At 64.2% G+C, this 20,630-nt stretch carries 14 protein-coding genes and 1 tRNA gene; 5 read left to right on the top strand and 10 right to left on the bottom strand.

The window, feature by feature from the left end:
• Positions 1–22: 22 nt before the first annotated feature.
• Positions 23–1,258, top strand: coding sequence for an integrase arm-type DNA-binding domain-containing protein (locus OXR60_RS13970; RefSeq protein ID WP_267396533.1), 1,236 nt, complete (start codon positions 23–25; stop codon positions 1,256–1,258).
• Positions 1,259–1,578: 320 nt separating this feature from the next.
• Here OXR60_RS13970 and OXR60_RS13965 read toward each other — a convergent pair whose 3' ends face one another.
• Positions 1,579–2,454, bottom strand: coding sequence for a hypothetical protein (locus OXR60_RS13965; RefSeq protein ID WP_267396531.1), 876 nt, complete (start codon positions 2,452–2,454; stop codon positions 1,579–1,581).
• Positions 2,455–2,764: 310 nt separating this feature from the next.
• Between OXR60_RS13965 and OXR60_RS13960 the strand changes: the two genes are divergently transcribed.
• Positions 2,765–2,857 (top strand) — tRNA-Ser (locus OXR60_RS13960).
• A gap of 1,078 nt (positions 2,858–3,935) precedes the next feature.
• On the opposite strand, the gene OXR60_RS13955 is transcribed toward OXR60_RS13960, so the two are convergent.
• The 5 genes from OXR60_RS13955 to OXR60_RS13935 all read right to left on the bottom strand — a co-directional run bounded on the left by OXR60_RS13955 (position 3,936) and on the right by OXR60_RS13935 (position 10,986).
• The gene (locus OXR60_RS13955) at positions 3,936–5,381 is read right to left on the bottom strand and encodes an SEFIR domain-containing protein (protein WP_267396530.1); all 1,446 of its coding nucleotides are present in this window, start codon (positions 5,379–5,381) and stop codon (positions 3,936–3,938) included.
• A gap of 64 nt (positions 5,382–5,445) precedes the next feature.
• On the bottom strand, positions 5,446–7,866 hold the full coding sequence (locus tag OXR60_RS13950) for an AAA family ATPase (RefSeq protein ID WP_267396529.1): 2,421 nt from the start codon (positions 7,864–7,866) through the stop codon (positions 5,446–5,448).
• Positions 7,863–8,438 carry a hypothetical protein gene (locus OXR60_RS13945; RefSeq protein ID WP_267396528.1) on the bottom strand — a complete coding sequence of 192 codons (576 nt, stop codon included), beginning with the start codon at positions 8,436–8,438 and terminating at the stop codon, positions 7,863–7,865. The genes OXR60_RS13950 and OXR60_RS13945 overlap by 4 nt, the downstream gene beginning before the upstream one ends.
• Positions 8,435–10,144, bottom strand: coding sequence for an SIR2 family protein (locus OXR60_RS13940; RefSeq protein ID WP_267396527.1), 1,710 nt, complete (start codon positions 10,142–10,144; stop codon positions 8,435–8,437). Before OXR60_RS13940 ends, OXR60_RS13945 begins: the two co-directional genes overlap by 4 nt.
• Positions 10,145–10,353: 209 nt before the next feature.
• Entirely contained in the window at positions 10,354–10,986 is a 633-nt protein-coding gene (locus OXR60_RS13935; protein WP_267396526.1) for a tyrosine-type recombinase/integrase, read from the bottom strand.
• Positions 10,987–11,298: 312 nt separating this feature from the next.
• On the opposite strand from OXR60_RS13935, the gene OXR60_RS13930 reads away from it, so the two are divergent.
• The gene (locus OXR60_RS13930; protein ID WP_267396524.1) at positions 11,299–12,357 is read left to right on the top strand and encodes a hypothetical protein; all 1,059 of its coding nucleotides are present in this window, start codon (positions 11,299–11,301) and stop codon (positions 12,355–12,357) included.
• Between the two features lie 330 nt (positions 12,358–12,687).
• Here OXR60_RS13930 and OXR60_RS13925 read toward each other — a convergent pair whose 3' ends face one another.
• The 3 genes from OXR60_RS13925 to OXR60_RS13915 are packed head-to-tail and all read right to left on the bottom strand — an operon-like array spanning position 12,688 to position 16,997.
• Positions 12,688–15,066 (bottom strand): ABC transporter permease, encoded by a 2,379-nt coding sequence (locus OXR60_RS13925; protein ID WP_267396523.1) that lies wholly within the window; start codon positions 15,064–15,066, stop codon positions 12,688–12,690.
• Positions 15,063–15,734 (bottom strand): ABC transporter ATP-binding protein, encoded by a 672-nt coding sequence (locus tag OXR60_RS13920; RefSeq protein ID WP_267396522.1) that lies wholly within the window; start codon positions 15,732–15,734, stop codon positions 15,063–15,065. Before OXR60_RS13920 ends, OXR60_RS13925 begins: the two co-directional genes overlap by 4 nt.
• Before the next feature lie 9 nt (positions 15,735–15,743).
• Positions 15,744–16,997, bottom strand: a complete 1,254-nt coding sequence (locus OXR60_RS13915; protein ID WP_267396521.1) for an efflux RND transporter periplasmic adaptor subunit — start codon at positions 16,995–16,997, stop codon at positions 15,744–15,746.
• Positions 16,998–17,127: 130 nt separating this feature from the next.
• Here OXR60_RS13915 and OXR60_RS13910 point away from each other — a divergent pair, with 130 nt between their 5' ends.
• Entirely contained in the window at positions 17,128–17,685 is a 558-nt protein-coding gene (locus OXR60_RS13910; protein WP_267396520.1) for a response regulator, read from the top strand.
• Positions 17,678–18,886, top strand: a complete 1,209-nt coding sequence (locus OXR60_RS13905; RefSeq protein WP_267396519.1) for a HAMP domain-containing sensor histidine kinase — start codon at positions 17,678–17,680, stop codon at positions 18,884–18,886. Before OXR60_RS13910 ends, OXR60_RS13905 begins: the two co-directional genes overlap by 8 nt.
• 305 nt (positions 18,887–19,191) lie before the next feature.
• On the opposite strand, the gene OXR60_RS13900 is transcribed toward OXR60_RS13905, so the two are convergent.
• Positions 19,192–19,941, bottom strand: a complete 750-nt coding sequence (locus tag OXR60_RS13900) for a hypothetical protein (RefSeq protein WP_267396518.1) — start codon at positions 19,939–19,941, stop codon at positions 19,192–19,194.
• Between the last annotated feature and the right edge of the window lie 689 nt (positions 19,942–20,630).

Raw genomic sequence — 20,630 nt, 5'->3', positions numbered from 1 at the left:
CCCCTGTTCCTTAAGGACTGATATGCTGACCAACGCCGCGGTGAAAGCCGCGCGGCCGCGCGCGGCCGCTTACAAGCTCGCCGACTTGGGCGGCCTGCACCTCTACGTCGCGCCGAACGGTCGCAAGTCGTTCCGCATGCGCTTCCGGTGGGAGGGCAAGGAGCAGCTGCTCACCTTCGGCACCGTTCCCGAAGTGTCGTTGGACGTCGCCCGGGCCCGATGCGACGAAGTGCGCGAACGGCTCTATCGCGGCGAGGATCCGCGCAAGGTGTCGGATCGTGAAGTTGCGCAAGTTCACTTCGACGCGATCGCCCGGCGCTGGCATACTCACATGCGCCGGCGCTGGACCGCCGTGCACGCCGGCGATGTTCTCGCCAGCCTCGAGCGCGACATCTTCCCGGCGATCGGCGCCATGCCGATCAAGGCGATCACCGTGCCTGTGGTGCTGAGCGCGCTGCGCGTCATCGAGGAGCGTGGCAGCCTGGAGACGGCGCGCCGTGTCCGCCAGCGGATCTCGGCCGTGTTCGGCTTCGCGATGGCCGAGAACCTGGTCGACCAGGATCCTGCCGCGATCGTCGGCCGAGCGCTGATGCCGCCGGCGCCGGCGCGCCACCACCCGGCGCTGCTCGAGATTGACGGCGCGCGCGAGCTGCTCGCTGCGGCCGAGCTGGTCGACGCCGCGCCGGCGGTGAAGCTCGCATCGCGATTCCTGGCGTTAACCGCGGTGCGCCTGGCGGCCGTCCGTGGCGCGCGGTGGGAGGAGATCGAGGATCTCGACGGTGCCGCGCCGCTATGGCGGATCCCGGCCGCGCGCATGAAGCTCGCCGCGGCGAAGAAGCTCGAGGCGCGCAACGATCACTCGGTGCCGCTGTCGCGCCAGGCGGTGGAGCTGCTGCGCGTCGCTCGCGCTTTAACTTCTGGCGTCTCAGATGAGGGCGACGGAAAAGTTAAAGACCTGATCTTCCCCGGCCGCACCGGCGGGCAGATCGGCGAGGCGGCGATCGGCTGCCTCTACGATCGCGCCGGCTTCGCCGGCCGCCACGTGCCGCACGGCTGGCGCGCGACCTTCGCGACGATCCTCAACGAGCGCTGTTCCGGCGACCACACCGCCATCGATCGCGCGCTCGCCCATGCGCCGAAGGACAAGGTCGCCGCGGCCTATGACCGCAGCGAGCAGCTCGCCCGCCGCGCCCAGCTGTTCCAGGCCTGGGCGGACGAGCTGGTCCCGCCGGCGGCGGCGCCGACGGCCGCAGCCTGACCGGGCGGGGGTCGAAACTCGGCGGCCGATCGGGCCGGACACCGCGTAGTGGCTGCGTGCGCACTGCGAGCTGTTCCGGACTAAAAAGATGCGGGTTGTTGAAGCCGTCGCCGCTGGCGCGACGCCGGGGGAGTGGGGTGCAATCCGCCGACACTCCCCCACCAGGCAGCCGCGGGGCGGCGCAAGCCGCCACGTTCCGACAGCCGGGTCTTGGCTATCGGGTGAAGAAGGGCGCTCGGTTTCGCCTTTGGGGGATATCAAATCTGTCCGACCTCGCGTTCAGCGAGGACGCTTCCTTTTCCTCTATGAACCTAGATGCTTCATACTCGGCCAAGATGTCCGTCCCGGAGGGACAGAGACCTTCCGAGGTCGCTGATAGCCTGCCGCTGTTCGGAGACGTGTCGGTTGCCAGGCGGGGGCGCCGCCGGGGGCGGTGGGGGACTGTTCGACTGGACGGTCATGCGCTTCAGCCGCTTGTCGCGCAACTGGACGAAGCGATGATAGAGGCGCTCAGCCATCTTCTTGCGCAGGTCGAGAAAGTAGGCGTGGCTGGTCTGGCCGCGCTGGGCTGCCTCCCCAGGTGCGCCTTGCTCGACCCGACTCCGACTAACCCAAGCGAGCAGGCCATGATGTTCGAAGCGCTTCATGGCTCGGCCGACTGTGCGCACGCAGCAGCGCGCGGCGGTGGCGACCCGCTCCCAGGATGGGAACCACCGGCCCGTGTTGTTGAAGCACAGGAAGTCGAAGATCGACCCGTAGATGACGACGTCGGACCTGGTGATCGCCATCGCATGCTCCTGGAGCAGCGCATCGATTTTATCGAGCTGGATCCGGATGGTGGCCGGCCTTCCGACTGGCCTGACCGACGCGTCTGCGCGCATCAATTCGTCCAGCTCAAGCCAGAGCAATGCTCGTTGTCGCTTAAGCTGCTTCACTCGGCCGCGCGGGAACTTCGCAATCGTCTCGGCATGAAGCTGCTCGGCGACCTTCACCAGGGCCTCCGTCGTCGCGATCCGTTCCTTGACCGAGCTGAAGCGGTTGCGGTCCCACGGCTTTGCTTTCGGATCGTTCTCGTCGACGCAGCCGGCCCGGACCTTCCGGTCGGGGCCGCGAGGGCGGAGGGCGGCGTTGGCGACGCGTTCCGCGATGTTGCCGAACGAGCGGACGGTGGGCGTGGACGAGAAGGTAAGCGACATCGTGTCGGCTCCCGGGTGGGAAGTCGATGGGCGCACGAAAGCGCCGGCTGAATCGGTGTTCGTCAGCCGCGCGCTACGTGAATCGGTGAGGCGCTCAGTCGAGCGCCGGGGAGCAATCAGCTCTGTCGTTGGGGGGCGGGGGGCCGCGTGCTCGACGTGCCCTCAAACGTGCCGGGCGGCTCCGGAACGGGCGCGGAACAGATTGTGCCATCGACTGTGTCGACGGCAACCGCGGTAACTCGCGCGTTCTGCGCGTTTGGAATTGACGGGTTTGGGTCGAACCCCTAGGGAAACTGCCGTTGCTGCAGCCGGAGACGTGGGTGAGCGGCTGAAACCAGCGGTTTGCTAAACCGCCGTAGGGGGATTACTCCTACCGAGGGTTCGAATCCCTCCGTCTCCGCCAGGCATCGTTGATTTCATTGAGAAAAGCTCTGAGATCGACGTGCATGCCCACTGCGGTGCCCACTTTCGATTTGGCTCTGGGCGCACTTGGACGGTCGCTTGCGTACTCGAGCCGCTTGGCGCGCAGCTCGTAAGCAGTCCGAATGCAACGGTAGACATTCTCTTCCTTACAGGGCGGCATTCATTCCAACGGTTAGTTCTGGTGGATGCACGAACCCGCTGCGCGGGAGGACGTGCGGGGCACGGTTGAGGTGATGTAACCTTTGAACGCCAGTGTCAGCCTCGCGCGCCACCGGCCCATGCTCTTCTATCCGGGACGCAGGCGTCGTGACCTGGCACGGCCCGAGGGCAACATACCCCGCAGCGCCGGTGCTTGCGGAAACGATGTCATCTGCGCCGACCGCCGCCAGAGGGGCAATCACAACAAGCAGAGCCCCAGCCACCCGCACTGGCGAACCCGTCTCGCCCAGCTGAAACCGGCCCGTCCGCATTCGGGATCGCGCCTGCCTCCGCCATGTCGCCGGCCATCGCAGCAGGCCGGAAACCGCAAACCCCATAGCGAACTGCCTGCGGCCCGCGGGTTCGGGCTTCCAAGACTTTCGTACGCCTGCCGGCATCCGAAACTCTGGTGGAGAACGGCCCGTCCGGTTTGGAGACGCCGGAGTCGGTGAGCTGCCCTTCATTCAGCTTTCGGCGATCGGCGGCTAGGCGCCCAAGATCGGTCGTCTACGGCGCTTTTGTATGGTCCCAATAGCCGCCAGTCAGCCCTCCCGTGTTAAGGGGCAGAAGCCCGCTTTCTGTCGTGAAATGGCGTCGTTCGAGATCGTGTCGGCCATTGCCGACCTGCCTCACTCGACGATCGATCCGGTAGTCGGTGGTCGGTTCCGCTAGATCGCGAAATTCGCCTCCGTGAGCCGGAGTCTCCGTCGCGGCGCTCGCCTTTCCCCGCTGCTGGTCAGCAGCACCCAGGGTCGTCGCCGATCGTATCGCTAGTCGGCGACCGGTTTGATCTTCGCGACCGCCTTCGGGCTGGCGGTCGGGCCGTGCCACAGGGTCCGCTTATTGTTCCGATGCGATGTTCAGGGCTTGGTGCCGATGAACTCGACGTTCGCAAGCAGGGGCGCGCCGAGCCCATTATAGTTGGCGAAGGCGCCCATGCCTTGTTCCATCGTCGCAATCCCCTGCTTGAATGCCTCGATCGAAACCCCTTGGAGGATATCGGTGGACCAGCGTGCAAAGAAAGCTGCCGATTCCGAGCGAGCGAAGAGCGGGAAGGCTTTCCAGGAACGCGACGCATAGATCAAAGTCCTGGGATACCACCGTTCAAACCGGCCCGCCTGGCCGGCCATCTGGCTGCGGACGGCCAACAGGAAATCTGCCTCCATGATTTGCTCGAAGGAGGGGACTGCCATCTGATTGCCTTCGAACACCATGTCGGCCATCGGGTCGATGCGATCCGATCTGAGGCGGTTCTTTCGCGCCTCGAAGACCTTCACATACCGACCGAAAATCGCGTAGCTGGCGGTGGAGGGGCGTCCACCCCGATTGGGTTCGTCGATGAAATAGGCGTGGTCAAGTGCCCTGCCGACAAGATCGTATCGGCCGGCGTCGAGCAACGTCGCGACGAAGCGCAGAAATGCTTCGTATGCGAAGAATTCGAACGGATCATAGTCGCTTTCACGCCATTGCGTCAGACTGTCATCGCGATACATCAGGCGACCCAACTGCTCATGCAGCGCGATCAGCCGGTCGAACGATCCATCGGCGTAGCGGATTACAGAGGCCTCCAGCTCCGCAAGCTGGCGGCCATAGGGGCGCACCGCCTCGATGCAGGCAATGACGGCCTCGTCAGCAAACGGGTGCTCGTCATATTTTGGGGTGTGACGGCGCAATTCCGCCACAAGGCTCTCGCCATATTCGATGATCAGGCCGGGCGCATTGGGCTTGCCCTCACGGAGCGCGGCATCGGTGCGCTTGAAGCGCGAGAGCGTTGCACTGGCGTGCAGCGCCGGAGCCGTGATGAAATCAGGGACCTTGCCGAGGCGCGGTTTGACGTGAAGCGGCTTGTCCAGGCTCCAGCGGAGCAATTGTTCGTAACGGTCTTCGAAATGCGACGGGTCGGTGAAGTCGATATAGATGCGGCCGGCCCAGAAGGCTGGCGTGAAGGCTTCACCATCCTCGTCCTTCTCGACCACGAGTGCCGCGAACTTGTTCGGCGATTTCTTGCCGTAAAGCTCAGGCGTCAGGATTGTCGATTCCGTACCCACGCCACCCTCGCGGCCGTCGGCTTTTTCCTTGTAGATCCGATCGCACACGATCAGCACCTTGGTGACGGTCGGATCGGTGACCATTCGCTCCATGAAGGCGAATTTGTCCCCGCCTTCCTTCAGGTCCCATTTGTCGAGTTCGACCTCGACGCCGTCCTCGATGAGGCGGCTTGCCAGGTCGATCACCCACTGCTGGTGATCGAGCGTGCTCCACGAATAGGAAATGAAGGCCTTGGGGGTAGCGGGGGTGTCGGTCATGCCTCACCTGCGTCGGATGATACGGAGAGAGCGATCGCCGGTTAGGGTATCGCGCGATGATGGATCAGGCGGCGATCGCCTGGTCTGCGACGAACAATCTGGTGTCCCAACGACAGATGGTGCGCCCCATCGCATTGCGGCTGAGTTCGACGATGTTGAGGCGGTCACCCTCGAAGGCCGGGCTGAGTTCCAGCGTCAGATAATCGAATAGGGATCGTTCGTGGACGGCGATGATCACTTGCCGCTTCATCTGCTTGGAGAGCGTTCGAAGCAGAGCGGCGAATTGCGCGATATGGACCTCGTCCATGCTCTGGACCGGATCGTCGATAACGAGAAGCGGCAACTGGCGTCTGATCGAGAGGTGGAGCGCAAGAAACAGGGTCAACGCGGCGGTGTTGAGGTTGCCCGCGCTCAGCATGGCACGCGGATTCCCGCCTTTGCCACCGCGCCGATACAGGGTCTCCAGCTGGGCCTCGACCTCGGCATTCGCTGAATCGGGCACGACGAATGCCGGAATGAATGGCTCCTCCGGTGCGAGCCGTACGAAGAGATCTCGCCAGATGCTGTTGAGCTCGTCGTTGAACACGCTCTGCACGATGCGGCCGCGGGCCTCCTTGGTTCGCCGCGCCAGATCTTTGGCTTTCTCGATCAGCTGATCGGCCTCTGCCTTGCGCGCGGTGAGGAGGGCCAGTGACAAGCGCGCCGACGCAATCAGGTCGCGCTGGCGACCCAGATCACCCTTCGCCTTCTCGAGAGCGTCGAGCGTCTCAAGCGCTCGCCGCCGCGCGGTCTGGCGCTGGCTCAACGTCTCTTCGCGTGCGTTGATGATGTCCTGGACCGCCGCGCGCAGCTCGTCATAGGAGAGCGCACGGGACAGATCGACGCCAAGCGTCGCGGCGGCGGTTTCGAGGGCAGCGCGGATCGACACGGCAGACTGTTCCGCACCCTGGAACGCGAGCAACGCACGGGCCGCATTCGCGGCATCTGACCGAAGGCCATCCCCTTCGCCGGATATCGGCGCGATCCCGTCCAGTTGGCGCTCGACCTCGGTCAAGTCGACAATGCGCGTCTTGAGCGCGTTGAGTTCGGCATCCGGAAGAATCTCGGCGGAAGTCAGCGTTCTTTGCCGTTCGAGCTGGCCAAGCGCGGTCGCGCTCGTGCTGCGATCGTTGGCGAGCGACTGGAGACGGCCGGCTTGTTCGACGAGCGAACTGACCTTCGCTGCGACATGAGCCGACAAGGTCGTCGACGAGATCTCCGCGAAATCCCGATCGCAGACCGGGCAATTCTCGCCATGGATGTGGGAGGTCAGCGACGCGAGCAGGGTCGCCAATTCCTCATTCGCGGCAGTCTCGACCTGCAATTGCTGGTCGAGACGCTCAACTCGCGTTCGGCCTTCGGCGATCTGGCGATCAAGGACGGCAACACGCGCGGCGGCCGCCTCGTGCCCCGCCTGGCTCTTGCGCAGGCGGTCGAGATCGGGACGGATGCGATCAAGCAGTGCAGCGATCCGCTCGCCGAAACGGCTCTCAGACGTGACCGACAAGTCCGCGAATAGCTGTCCTGCCCGGAGCAGGAGCGCCTCGACCGCGTCGCCTGATCGCGTCATCCACTGTTCGAATGCCGTGCGCGCTGTATAATCTTCCTGCAAAAGACGCTCGCGGTGCGCGGCATTGTCGGCGGAAACAGTGTTCGCCCATGTCTGCTGCGATACCTCGACCTCACGCCGAAGCCGGACCAGTTCGCGCAGCCCGGCTTCGTCGGGGTCATCGCCAAGCGCTTTCCGGAGGGCGGGAAGGTCCTCGATCTGCTGTGCCGTGCCCCCGATCGCCACCTGCGACGCGCTCAGAGCTTCGCCCAGCGACGCGACGTTCGCGTCAAGCGCTGTCTCCTGCTTCTCGGCTTCCCTGATGGCCTGTTCCTGCTTCGGGATATCCTCCCGCAACGACCAGTAAGCCGGGACCGGCTCGCGCAATCGCGAAACATGGCCTGCCGAATTCAGGCCCGCGATGATCGCTTCCATGCGGTCAAGGCCGAGCAGCTCTTTCACGAACTTGGTGAGCGGGGACACTTCCTTGCGATCGGCCCGCTGATAGATCTCGAGGAGGCGACCTAGCGTCGACTGGGCGAGATAGCTGCGGTCCGAAAAAAGCCTGGTCTCCTCTTCGTTCAGGAGCGGCGCGCCGGCGATCCCGTCCGTGGTCACGCGCAGCTGGGCGGACCGCGTGCTGCCTTCGCTTTCGAGTTCCAGTCGGACCTCGCCGAAGGGCCGGCCCTTATGTGGCAGATAGGCCAGATAATCCGGCTCCGCGCGCGAAAGAGACGGCACGGCTCCGGTCAGCGCAAGCTCGATCGCGGATAGGATGCTCGTCTTGCCCGCGCCATTCGGACCGTGGATCAGGACGATTGGCGCATCGAGCGAGACGTTGACCTCGCCATCGATGCTGCGGAAGTCCTTTACGTAGAGGCTCTTGAGCCGGCTCATTCCGATGGATCCTGTTCGTCGGTTGCAGGGCTCGCCGCGGCGCCCATCAGAGCGTCGTGGAAGTGGCGCCGTACCGCCGCTTCGCTCAGGGCAGATGCCTGAATGAGTTCGGCGACGAACGGATCGTCCGTCGTCGCGACCTGTGCGATCCCGCTCACGTCCCGATCCTGGCCGAGCGAAGCCGGAAGTTCGATCGGGAGGAGAATGGCGAGCCGGTCGCGAAGCTCCGGCTCGTCTCCCGCTTCTTCTACTGCCAGAACGCGACTGACCTGCGACAGCGCCTCGAGCGCCTTCCCGATCGGACGCGGACCGACGATGACACTGGTAAGGGGGCGATGGGACCGCACGACGTCGAGCGCGCGCGCTATCCCCTCGATCTGCTGGACGACGCCGCGCTCGCCGCTGGTTGCCATATCGCCGATCACGACGAGATCGGCTGACCGGTCACCGCCGACGAAGGCGCCCGCGACCGAGAACGCAAGGCCGGCGACCTGGAGCGGCTCGGCCAGGCGCCGATAGCCTGCGGTGAGCAGGAGATGAGCGACGCGTTCGGCGGGAAGGGCCGAGGTCACAGCGCGATCCGGCTGCGAAAGCGCGCGAGCAGATCCTCGACCTCGGTGCCGGCGCTGATCAGGTCGGTCATACTCACCTCGCGGATTGTCGAAAGGCCCGTTCGTCCTGGCGGTCGTCGCGGTGATCGCGCCATAGGCGCCGGCATGTCTAGGCTGTGTACGATCACGGCATCGTCATTGTCCGCGATCAGGCCGTTGGTTCCAAGCCGGATATAGGCGCGGGAATTGGCGACGAAGTAGATCTTGGCGGGCCCGCTCCGGCCAGTGAGCACAAGGGCGCCGGAATCTGCTGCCGCCGAGTCCGGGGCGGTGGCGGTCCAGAGGCCGCGCTGAAGGCCGACGCCGATAAGCGCGGACGCCAGCGCGAATTCGCAGACGCCGCTCGCGCCGAGCTGCGGATCGGCCGGCATCCGGTCGACCGGGTCGGGCGTGACTGGAGGATAGATGCCCTCTGCCGCGGCGGGTGTCGCACCCTCGCGCAGCATGCCCATCGCGCGGCCAACCGCCGTCAGCAGCCGCCCGACCCGTTCGGCCGTGGGCACCAGCGCATCGGCGAGGGCGTTGCGGGCATGGACGATGCCATCTTCGAGCTTTTGCCTGTCCGCCGCCACCAGGCCCGGCAGGCCTTTGTCGACAAGCGCCTGCATCTTCCTTCCAAGCACGAACAGCAGCAGGCTCAGCAATAACGGCTTCGCATAGGCCTGGACGAGGGCCTCGTTTTCCATCTGCGGACGTGTCGCGGGGGTGTGGTCCTGATGATAGACATTCTGGAGCAGGCTCTCCTGATCCCCACCAAGCGCATTCTCCGAGAAGATGTAAGCGGGTGGATGGACAGGCCACCGCCAGGGCATTTGCGCCTGCGCCTCGGCAAACAGACCCTGAATGTTGGAATCCTGCGCGGACAAGCCGAGCATCAAGGTGGGCTTGGTAACGATCAGGTTGATCAGCGCATTGCCCATGACCCGGTTATTGGCGAGCCAGCCATTGATTTGATTTTGCCGGGCGACCAGCAGCGGCCTGAATTTCGCCTCGAGATCGCAGGCGGCCTGGGCGCAGCCATGAAACTTGTAGAGATTGGTCCGTCGCCGGTTGGCCCTTGTATCGTCCGGCGCGACGGCCACCCGCATCACGGGCTGGTTTCCTGCGAGCCGCGCTATCGCACGCTCGACGAGCGGATCCCAATTCGCCGATGGCATCTCGGACGCAACGCCCTCGATCGCGAGGGCGGCGAGGCAGAGATGCTCGGCATCCGGCTCCACCGTCGGATCGGAATATCGGGTTGCAGCGTCGAGGATGTTCCAGAGGAGATAATCGGCTTCCTCGCCATCCACCGAAATGTTGAGCATCCGGGCGTAATTGTTGACCAGCCGGCCCGCAATCGGCTCGAAGGACGCCCATTGGTCCGCAGGCACCGTGACATCAACGTCAGCCCATTCCTGCTCGCTCGGGCCGGCCAGCTTCACCACCGCGATGAGCGCCCGCCGAAAGCGGCATCCATCATCGCCCTGATCGACGCGCGACTGCAGGGTGATGAGGATCACCTTCGCGAGCTCGCGAAGGTCAGGCATCCTGTCGCGCGAGATGCCCGAGCCTAACCAGAAGACATATTGGTCGTTGGCGACCCCCTCGGCGAACTCCCGTTTGGGGCCGTCGAGCATGTCGAGCGTGGCGCGGATCCTGATCGTGGCGGCAGCAGGAGGTGGCATCGAGCATGGTCTAGCGAAGGCTGTCGGGCCGGCCAATCCTCCATTTCTCACAGAACAGGATGTTGAATAGGGCGCGGTTCGATCATCCATTTCGGATGAAATTCTTCGCGCAAGGCTGTGAAGCCCGGTTGGCGATCGCTAGCTGTATGAATGAACGGCAGGAGTCGGGAAGCAGAAAGGAGCCCGCAAGCGTCTGTGAATGGGTCCGCTCAGACCTCAGTGCGTTCAGCCAGTTCCAAAGCGTCCTCCACGTCAACGCCCAGATAGCGCACCGTGCTGTCGATCTTGGCATGACCGAGTAGGATCTGAACGGCGCGGAGATTACCAGTCGCCTTGTAGATGATCGATGCTTTCGTGCGCCGAAGCGAGTGCGTCCCGTAATCCTGAGCCGGAAGGCCGATGCCGACCACCCACTCGTGTACGAGGCGGGCATATTGCCGCGTGCTCATGTGCGCCATGTAGTCGTTTCGGCTTGGAAAGACGAAGTCATTCAGCGTTCCGCGGCGTCGCTCCAACCATGCCCGCATCGTCTTTCGTGCCGTATCCATCAGCTCGAACTGAACCGGACGTTTGGTCTTCTGCTGAACCACAACGGCGCGGTCACGGACGCGCCCGCCGGAAACTACATCGCCGATCCGCACCTTGACCACATCACAGCCGCGCAGCTTGCTGTCGATGGCGAAGTCGAATAGGGCTCGATCGCGCAGTCGTCTATGCTGGTCGAGCCAGAAGCGAATGGCCCAGACCTGTTGCTGTTTCAGCGCCCGCTTCGCACCGATAAGCCGCCCCTCGTTCCAGGGCCGAAGCTCGTGAAAGGCGGGGTCTATCGACGAGTGCCCCATCGATCATCTCCATCGCACTGGATCGGCCAGTAGAGAGTACGTAGGCCCGGTAAATTGCCTGTTCGGAAATGTGGTTAATCGGCCGTCGGTGATGCTGAACGAGCGGCGGGTTTCTAGCGGCGCCTTGCAGTCGCTGAGCGACCGGAGTGGGTCCTCGCGGCCCAGAGCGGCCGGTCGGCTGACGCCCCAGTAGCTGACGTTGACTCGATCTTCATCTACCTAGGCAATCATAGCTGCATGGTCGGTCCAGTTCCTGAGGACATCGTCTGCCCCCGGTGGCCCTACGTCATGCTTACGACGGCAGCCGGCCTTATGGTCGTCACCGTAGCCATGGTGCTGACCTTGGGCAGACATTTTGACTGGACCTTCTTCGCCTGCATGTTGCCCTTGGAGGCAGGTCTAGTTGTCTGGATGGTGTCGCTGCTGCCGAAGGTAGCACATCCTCCTGCTCTTCGGATTGATGCAACTGGCCTGACACTACGAAAAGGTTTGAAAGAGCGTACGTGGCAGTGGTGCCAGATCGACGCTTTCTACTCGCAGGCCCTTCAGCGAGGTGCGATGGTAGGGTTTCGCTGGAAAGCCGACTTTGGCAATCCCCAGGGCACCTGGCTTAACTACCCCTTCCCGGGCGACACGGCGGCAATATTGGACCGCCTCACAACGGCTCTTGCCGCCGCCCGTCAAGCTGGCGCTCACTCGCCAGATTTCTCCGCTGTGCCACAGCCGCCGCATGCGATGGCGCGTTGGAAGCGGCGCACGAACATCCCCCTAGCAATCCTAGGCATTGTGTTCGCCGCATTTGTCGTGGACCTGAACACAGCCGGCACCGCCTTGTTAACCCCCGTGTCTCCGCTCCTACTTAGCGGGCTGGAGATGCTGGGCGCCGGCTTAGGCATGCTGATAACCGTGGGGATGATTGGATTTCAGCGCGCCAACAAAGACAGGCCGACTCCGACCTCCGTGCTGGTATCGACTACGCTAGTAGGTGGCGCAGCTTTCGTCTTCCCAGGCGCGGCTCTTGGCGGTTATGCAGCTTGGCGGCTCGGCGATATCACGACCTTTGCCGGGAAGCAGGCACCCCTCGTTTCCAAGAACTACCGCATCGTCAATTTTGGCCGCTTCAAGCAAGGCTTCTATGCGGAAGTCGAGCCCTTTCCTACAGCCGGCCGTACCCGACTTCCTGTGTCGGGCGGTGACTTTGCTCGCCTGATCGCAGCGGATCATCCGTATGAAGCATCAGTCTACTGCTACCCGGTCATGGTACAGGTAGCGGGTCGAGCGGTAAGAATGGTCAAGCCAAGCTTTGTTGGTCAGCAAGAGCGGCTGATAGCTTCATGTCCGTTGAAAACCGACGATCACTGGGCTTCGTAGTTGCTTATAGCTATCCGCGCGCCGCCGCATAGACTAGCCGCGAACCGTCACATCTAGCTCCATCCGCCTGCCCGAAGCTGCCGGACCGCTATCCACCACCTATTGACGTTCAGCAGCTTGAATGTGTTCGCTGAAAGCGACCTTTTGGTGAACATTAACGAGCGGCGGGTTTCGGGAAGCGGGCAGGGCGGCGCGAGTGTCGTCTATTGGGTCTTCACGGGCGCAAACCACCAGGCAGCCGCCGCGCAAAGGCAATCATGCCATGATCAAGAACATCGCGGGCCGGTCTGCTTGCCGTCGTATGGACTTTGCTGATCCAACTCCGGTGTATTATTCATACCGTAGCGCAACCACTGGTGCCCGTTGGGCTGCGACGAAGGCCTGGATCGCGATGCTCGCCACCGCCACCAGGAGGGCGGCAAGGCCGGCTGCCGGATACAGCCACAGCGGCATGTCTATATGATAGGCATAGCCGTTGAGCCAGTGCTGCATCAGCAGCCAAGCCGCCGGCCAGGCGATCAGATTGGCTAACACCGCGGGGCGTGCAAGCTGGCGAAGCAAGAGCCACAGGACCTGTGCATTGCTCGCGCCCATCGCCTTGCGGATGCCGATTTCCTTGGTGCGACGCTCGGTGGTGGCGATGGCGATACCGACCATGCCTGCCGCGGCCAGCAACACGGCCAGGACCGCAAAGCCGGCGAACAAGCGGGTGCCGCGCTCCAGATCGCGATAAAGCTCCGCGATTTGATCCCGTAGGAAGCGGCGCTCGATCGGGCCTTGGCCGCCGGTGTTCGCCCAGGTCCGGTCGATCGCCGCCAGCGTGGACGGGACAAGCGCGCCCGACAATCTGATCGAGACCAGCCCGCCGCGGAACTGGAAGGGCGCATCGATGTAGACGGTCGGCTTGGCTGCCAGCTCTACCGAGGTGAACTGAAAGTCGGGCACCACCGCGGCGACCAGCCCCATCTGCATGCCCGTCGTGAAGGCGGCGAACGCCGTTACCGGGATGCGCTGGCCGACCGCCGCCTGCGGCGTGCCGAGGCCCAGCGCCTTCACCGCGGCCTCGTTGATGACGACGCGGTGGACATGTTCTTCGCCCTGCGGCGGCAGCCCTACCAACGATCCGGCGACCGGCGCAATTCCATACAGGTGAAAGATCGCCGGCAGCATGGAGGCGACCGTGACCGGCACGAACCGACCGTGCAGATCCACCGGCGAGAAGGAGTCGCCGGAGATGAATTCCGCGCCGCTGCACGAGACGCCTTCCACCCCCGGCAGTCGTGCGACTTCCGCGACAAAGCCCGCGGGGCAGGAGGCGGCAACGGTCAGCATGTGCGCGATGTCGGCGCCCGATCCCTCCGCCATGGCGAAGCGGCGTTGCTGATAGACGATCCCGGTGGCAATCAGCAGCCCGATCAGCACGGCGAATTGCAACGTCGCCAGGGTCGATCGCACCCATGTGCCGCCATCCGCCGCACGCGCATCGGGGCGCAGAATCGCCGCCGGCGCAAGCCGCGCGACGACCAGGGCCGGATAGGCGCCGGCGACCAGCCCGATCACCGCCGCGCCTGCGAGAATGATGCCAACGAGCAGCGGCGCCCGCGCATAATCGATCGAGCTCTGCGTATCGAGAAAGGCGTTGAGGGGCGCGAGCAACCATTCGCTGGCGGCCATCGCCAGCAGGGCGGCGATGAGTGTCGCCACCACCGCTTCGCCCAGGAACTGCCGTGCGATATCCCATAGCCCGGCACCGGCGGCCTTGCGGACGCCGATCTCCTTTCGCCGCCGCCCCGCGCGGGCGAGCGCGAGATTGACGTAGTTGGTCACCGCGATGAAGAGCACGAGCGCGGCGATCAGCGCGCCCGTCATCAGCCGGTCGCGGGCGCCGGGGTGGAGGTTGGCATCGGTTGCCAGCCGGTCGATGCGGACGAGCTTCATCTGATAGGCGCTGCGCAATTCCACCGGCAGCAATGTCGAGACCAGCGGCCGCATCTGCCGTTCGACCTCGGCCGCGGTCACGTCCGGGCGCAGCCGGTAATAGGTGCGGGATTCGATCCTGAAGCCGCCGTCCTGCGGGCGTGCCAGGCCATTCAGGATCGATGCGGCCGCGCGTGACGACGCCAGGATATCGTGGCTGAGGTCCGTCGCGCCCGGTGGCAGATCGGCGAGGATGGCCCCTACGGTCATGGCCCTGCCGCCAATATCGAGTGTCGCGCCGATCGCCTCGTCCTGGCCGAACCAGCGGCGTGCCGCGGCAGCGGTCATCGCCACGCCATCGGGTCGCGCGAGTGTCCCGCCGAGATCCCCGCGGAGCACTGGGCGCGGGATGATGTCCGGGAACGAAGGATCCGCCCAGTAGATCGTCTCCTTGCGCTTCACCGCGCCACGCCGGATGGTAACTTCGGTGTCTGCCAGCCGTGTCCACCCGTCGATGGCGGTGATGCTGCCCGCGACAAGCGGCGCGGCAAGCCCGCTGGTCCGTTCATTAGGCACGGGAGCCCCACCCGGCCCGGCCATCATCGAGGTCGCAAGATAGGTCCGCTCGTACTGGGGCACGAAATGGTTTTGCTGCAGTACCCCGCGTACAACCACCAGCATCAGGATCGAGGCGGTCAGGCCGATCACCAGTCCGAACAGGGCGATCAGCGACAGCATGCGCGACGCCAGCGCGGCCCGCCACCCGGCGATCAGGAGATGGCGGAGCCTCACAGCACGGTCTCGCTGACGACGCGGCCATCGAGCATGCGGATCGTCCGTTGCGCTTCAGCGGCGTGCAGCGGCGAGTGGGTGACCATGACGATCGTGGTGCCCGCTGCCACCGCGTCTTTGAGCAGCCCCATCACCTGTTCGCCATTGGCGGTATCGAGGTTGCCGGTCGGCTCGTCGGCGAGGATCAGCTTGGGTTGGGCGACGAGCGCGCGGGCGATCGCGACGCGCTGCTGCTGGCCGCCGGACAATTGCTGCGGCCGATGGCGGGCGCGATGCGCGATGCCCACGTGCTCCAGCGCGTCGGCAATCCGCTGCCGCGCTCCCGTCACCCCCGTCCGGTAGAGCAGGCCGATCGCGACATTTTCTTCCACGGTCAGCTCGTCGACGAGGTTGAAGCTCTGGAACACGAAGCCGACGTGCTCGCGCCGCAGCCGAGTGCGCTCGCGTTCGGGGAGCGCCGCGACCTCCTCGCCCAACAGGCGATAGGACCCTCCGGTCGGCGGATCGAGAAAGCCGAGGATGTTGAGCAGGGTCGATTTGCCGCAGCCCGACGGGCCCATGATGGCGACGAACTCGCCGACGCCGATGTCGAGTGAGATGCGCTCAAGCGCGCGCGTCTCCACATCGGTGGTGCGAAAACTTTTGCTGATATCGGTAAGCGTCAGCATGCGGCTGCCTCATTCTTCGACGTTGATGCGATCGATCCGCGACCAGGCGGAGGTGTCGGAGACAATGGCGCGTTGACCCGCCGCAAGACCGGCGCGGATCTCGACCTGCCGGGGGTTGCGACGGCCGAAGCGGACCGGTGAGCGCCGCGCGCTCCGGCCGTCGGGCGAGAGAAGGAACAGATCGCTGCTTCCCTGGGCCACGGCGGTGCTGGGCAGCACGAGCGCCGGGCGATCCGCTCCCAGGGTCAGATCGCCTTCGATGGCAGCGCCGGGCGTGGCACCCGCCGGTTGAAGACCGATGAAGTCGATCTCGACGGTGAAGGCGCCGTTCTTCACCTCGGGACGTACGCGGATGACCCGACCACCCAGGCTGTGCCCGTCGAACGTGAGATCGACATTCTGCCCGACCCGCACGCGCGGCAGATAAAATTCGTCGATATCGGCGAGGATGCGGAAACCAGCGTCGCTGTTGATCTCCGCCAGGCGGTCGCCCCGGTTGCGGTTTTGGCCAAGCTTCAGATCGAGCTGGGTGAGCGTTCCTGTCACCGGCGCCCGCACAACGAGATCTTCAAGCTGGGCATGCGTTGCATCCAAGCTGCGGCTCAGGCTTTCCTGCTCGCCGCGCAACCGCGGAAGCTGCTCTCGTCGCAGGGCCTCCTGCCGCTGGTTGGTTGCCTGCTGCACCGCATGGAGGCGGCGGTAACGAGCAAGATCGATATGAACCGCGTCGGCATCACCGCGCGGATAGAAGCCCCGCGCCGCGAGAGGATCGATGCGCGCCGCTTTCTCCTCGATTGTGGCGACGGTGGCGGCCAGATCGGTAAGGGTCTTGTCGTTGCTGGCGCGGTTGTTCTCGAGCTGCGTCTCGAAGCTCTGCACCTGGGTGACCGATTCGACCAAGCGCCCCGCGTTGTCGAGCACGTCTCGAACGAGCTGGGCGTTGCGGAACACGATCAACGGCTGGCCCGCAGTCACCCGGTCTCCCGGTTGCGCCAGAATGCGGGCGACCTGCCCACCGGATACCGCATCCACATAGACGACCTCCTTCGGCTGCAAAGTGCCGTGGATCGCGACCACGTCACGGAACAGCGCTCGTCGCGCGGTGGCGACCGTCACGCTGCCTGCCGCGACACTCAGGCTGCGGTCGCCGGCCTCATGCAGAATTGCCGTGGCGGCTACGACCAAGCCCAGCAGCGCCGTCAGGCCGATCCACGTGCTGCGACGCGGGCGCTGCCACCATCGCGTGGCGATCGGATGGTCCATCTGATGCACCGGATCATGTTAGATCAAATTGATGGCTCGCAAAAACACCGCTATATCAATGGTATAAATGAATGATTAGCCGGTCAGGGAGCGGGCGGCTGTCCGGAATCGTACAGTTGCGGCCGAGGACGTGCTGGCCGTAGAATCGCCGCAGATGAACGATGGACGCATCCTGATCGTCGATGATGACCCCGACGTCCGCGAGGCGGCCGCGCTCGCGCTGATGTCGCATGTCGGGTGCTGTGACGAGGCCGCCTCGCCGAGCGAGGCGGCGGCGATGATCGGCGCCGTGCGCTATGATGCGATCTTGCTCGATATGAATTTCCTGGCCGGTGAGCGTGACGGCCGTGCCGGGCTTGACGCGCTTGCCAACTGGCGCGCGGCCGATCCTGCGGTCGGCATCGTCTTTATCACGGCCCATGGTGGGGTGTCGCTGGCGGTGCGGGCGATCAAGCGCGGCGGCGACGACTTCTTGCTCAAGCCGTGGCGGAATACGCAGCTGATCACGGCGGTGTGCGATGCGGTCGCGCACACCCGAAAGCGGCGGTCCGAGCCGACCCTGGCGATGGCGGAGCGATCGCTCATCAGCAATGCACTCGAGCGCCATGACGGGAACATCAGTCGCACGGCAGCGGCGCTCGGTCTCACGCGCCAAGCACTTTACCGTCGGCTGGCCAAGGATGGATAGCCGCCTCGGCTATCATCGCCTCTCTGCGATTGGTTGGCGGATCCTGCTTTGTCTTGGCGCTGCCTGCGCCGCGGTCGGCTCGGCATCGTCGCACCACCCAATCACCGCGCTGATCCTCGCCCTCGCTGCAGCACTGGCGGCCGCCGATCTCTATGCTGCGGTGGCGCGGCCGCACGGCAGATTACTGGTGCCGTCAACAGATCTCGTAGCGGTACGCGAGGCGGACCGGCTGCGCGTGTTGATCGATGCGGTGGCGACAGCGCTGTTCGTGCTCGACGATCGCGGGCGGATCGTGCTGGCCAACCGGGCGGCGCGCAGCATGGTCGGCGTCACCATCGCGCGGCTCAATGATATTGTCGGCTTGGGGCCAATTGCCCTTGCTGCAATCCATGATTTGCCGGCCGGAGCGCGGCGCGTGCTGCAGTCAGAGGACGGCCGCCACCTTCTCGCCTGGTCCGGCAGCTTCACCGTTCCCGGCGAGGCGCCGCAGCGGCTGTTATCGTTGCAGTGGATCGCGGGCGAACTCGATGCCGTCGAAGTCGGCGCCTGGCATGCGATGACGCGGGTGCTCACCCACGAGATGATGAATTCGATGACCCCGATTGTGTCGCTCGCGGAAAGCCTCGCCGCTATGCCCGGCCACGATGCCGGGACGGCGCGGGCACTGGCAACGATCGCGCGTCGCGGCACGCACCTCCTGCGCTTTATCGAGCGTTACCGTGCACTCGGGGATTTGCCACAGCCCGAACCGGTCGAGTTTGACCTGGCCATGCTGCTGAGGGACCTCATCCGGGCGGTCGACCCTGAACTCGCCGAGGCCGAGGTCGATCTGTCGCTGCGCGCCTTGGATAGCCCCGTGCCGGTTACCGCCGACCCGGATCTGATCGAGCGGGCGCTGATCAACCTGCTTCGTAATGCCATCGAAGCTTCACAGGGCCAGCCGGTACGGAAGATCGAGGTTGATCTGCTTGTCGCCAGCACCGGACTGACGGTCAGGATCCGCGATTACGGCCACGGCGTTCCGCCCGCTCAGCTGGATAACATCTTCATTCCGTTCTTCTCAACCAAGGCTGGCGGCTCGGGGATAGGTCTGCCATTGGCGCGGCAAGTCGCTGCGCTCCACAACGGCACGTTGGTCGTCAAAGGTCTGGCCGAAGGATCGTGTTTCGAGTTGCATCTGCCGTTATCTCCGAAGATCTGATCGCGTGGCCATCGTATGGCAGTCGTCATCCGAGCAAGCGATCCTCCAGGGCGAAACGACAAACTACAATCCGCAAACGGTCATGCCGGTTTCCGTGGTCCCCCCGCCGTGAGCAGGGCTCTGTGCTTCGTCACTCGTCACTCCCGATTGCTGCCGAGCGGAGATCTCCTCCACCAAGCCGTTCCCAGCCGACGGCAGAGGACCATACCGGCGGACCTGCTCCAGATGAACGAGTGACCGGTTTAGGGGAGCGTGGAGGACGGCACGAACGGCCGGAACTGGGTCGAACCTCTCATGCTCCCAGGTTAAGGTGTCAGCGCGTAGAGCTGGAGGGCGCCGGCACGAGTGATCGCCTGAAAACTTACTTGCCACTCTCCTCGAAGCCAAGGATTGTTCTCGAAGTTGAGGGCGATAAGCTTGTCGAGAATAGCACTCATTGCTTGCGCAAACTTACCAGCGAAGGGGTCCACAGGGTGCGCGTGGACGTCATCCAACACGTCTTTGAGCTGCACTGCGGCGTCGTGAACGCCACTTTGAATGTAGCCATTGGCGTGATCGCCTTCATAGACGACCCCGGCATTGTGAATCTTATCAATTAGGCTTTTCACACTTTCAGCGAGTGCAGCGATCGTAGCGGGGTTAACGGTTGCGACTGCGCCACCGATTGCGGTTATGACGGGCGGAATGTCGTTTTTGAGCTTCTGAAATGCGTCCCAAGCGACACCGGCGTTGGTGCTCCACCTTCCGTGCGCGTTCGGCAGTTTGAACGTTTCAAGTACTTTAGCCTCAAACGACGCCAGAGCAGCAAATATTCGTTGCCCCTCAGGATCATCGCCCGTCTTCCTGGGTGGAGCAACGCTCTTAAGTTCGGCGTCGTCCTGAACCGCTTTGACAAAGAAGCCGTTGGCGGCATTCATGCCCGGCGGCGGATTGCCCTCCGCGGCAGCCGCTAAACGGTCGAAAAATTTCCCAATATCGCGGCGGTACTGCTCGATATCATCGCTTGTTCCCCATAGTGTTGGCGCAGGCGCCGCCGGGGGAGGATTGGTGGCCATGCTCACTCTCCAACTTGAGGGGCGAGACGCTCGGCAACACGGACTTTGCGCCAGTTGGCGCAATCCCGGTGGCAGTCTCACCCGCTTCCACATGAACGTCAAGCTGCATCAGTGAGGCGTAGGATAAAGATGATCAAATGGCCGCTCTGGAGATCCATACGGGCAGAGCTGAGTGTCTGGCTCTGGGGTGCGCCGTGCAAAGGCGGCGCTTTCTGGTGGGTGCAAGTCCCACCCGGCGAACTGCTCCAGCCGGAAGCAACCGGGGCAGGCATGGAGGTGACGAAGTGTCTGAAGCCCCCGGATGACGGTCACATAGGTGACCGTGCGAGTGTGCAGGCCGCAACATGAGTGAACGCTGAGCAATCCTCGAAAAGGACGATGTGCAGGCCGACCCGACACCCATTTCGGGGAAGGCTGATACAGGCGGGCGAGTTTGAGCGACGTTGGAGCCCGTCTGCTGCACCGGGGTAATGGCGGCAGCATGTACACAAGGAAAGCGCACGCAACACGGGAAGCCCCATTACGTGCTCAGCGATGAGCAACCGGACGCCCGCGAGGGATGGGACGGGCGTGGTGGGGTGGCGGAGAGGCCCGTAGTACCGGGGAAGCCGGGTAATGCCGGTGGAGGGAAGGGGCCTCAGTTCAAGGCGAACGCAAAACGTGGGAAGGGACAGGGGATTGGGAAACCT

This window comes from Sphingomonas sp. GC_Shp_5 (assembly GCF_026540855.1).
Taxonomy (GTDB): Bacteria; Pseudomonadota; Alphaproteobacteria; order Sphingomonadales; family Sphingomonadaceae; genus Sphingomonas.
Note: the sequence above shows the minus strand (reverse complement) of the source record. Positions and strands in the feature narration are given on the sequence as shown.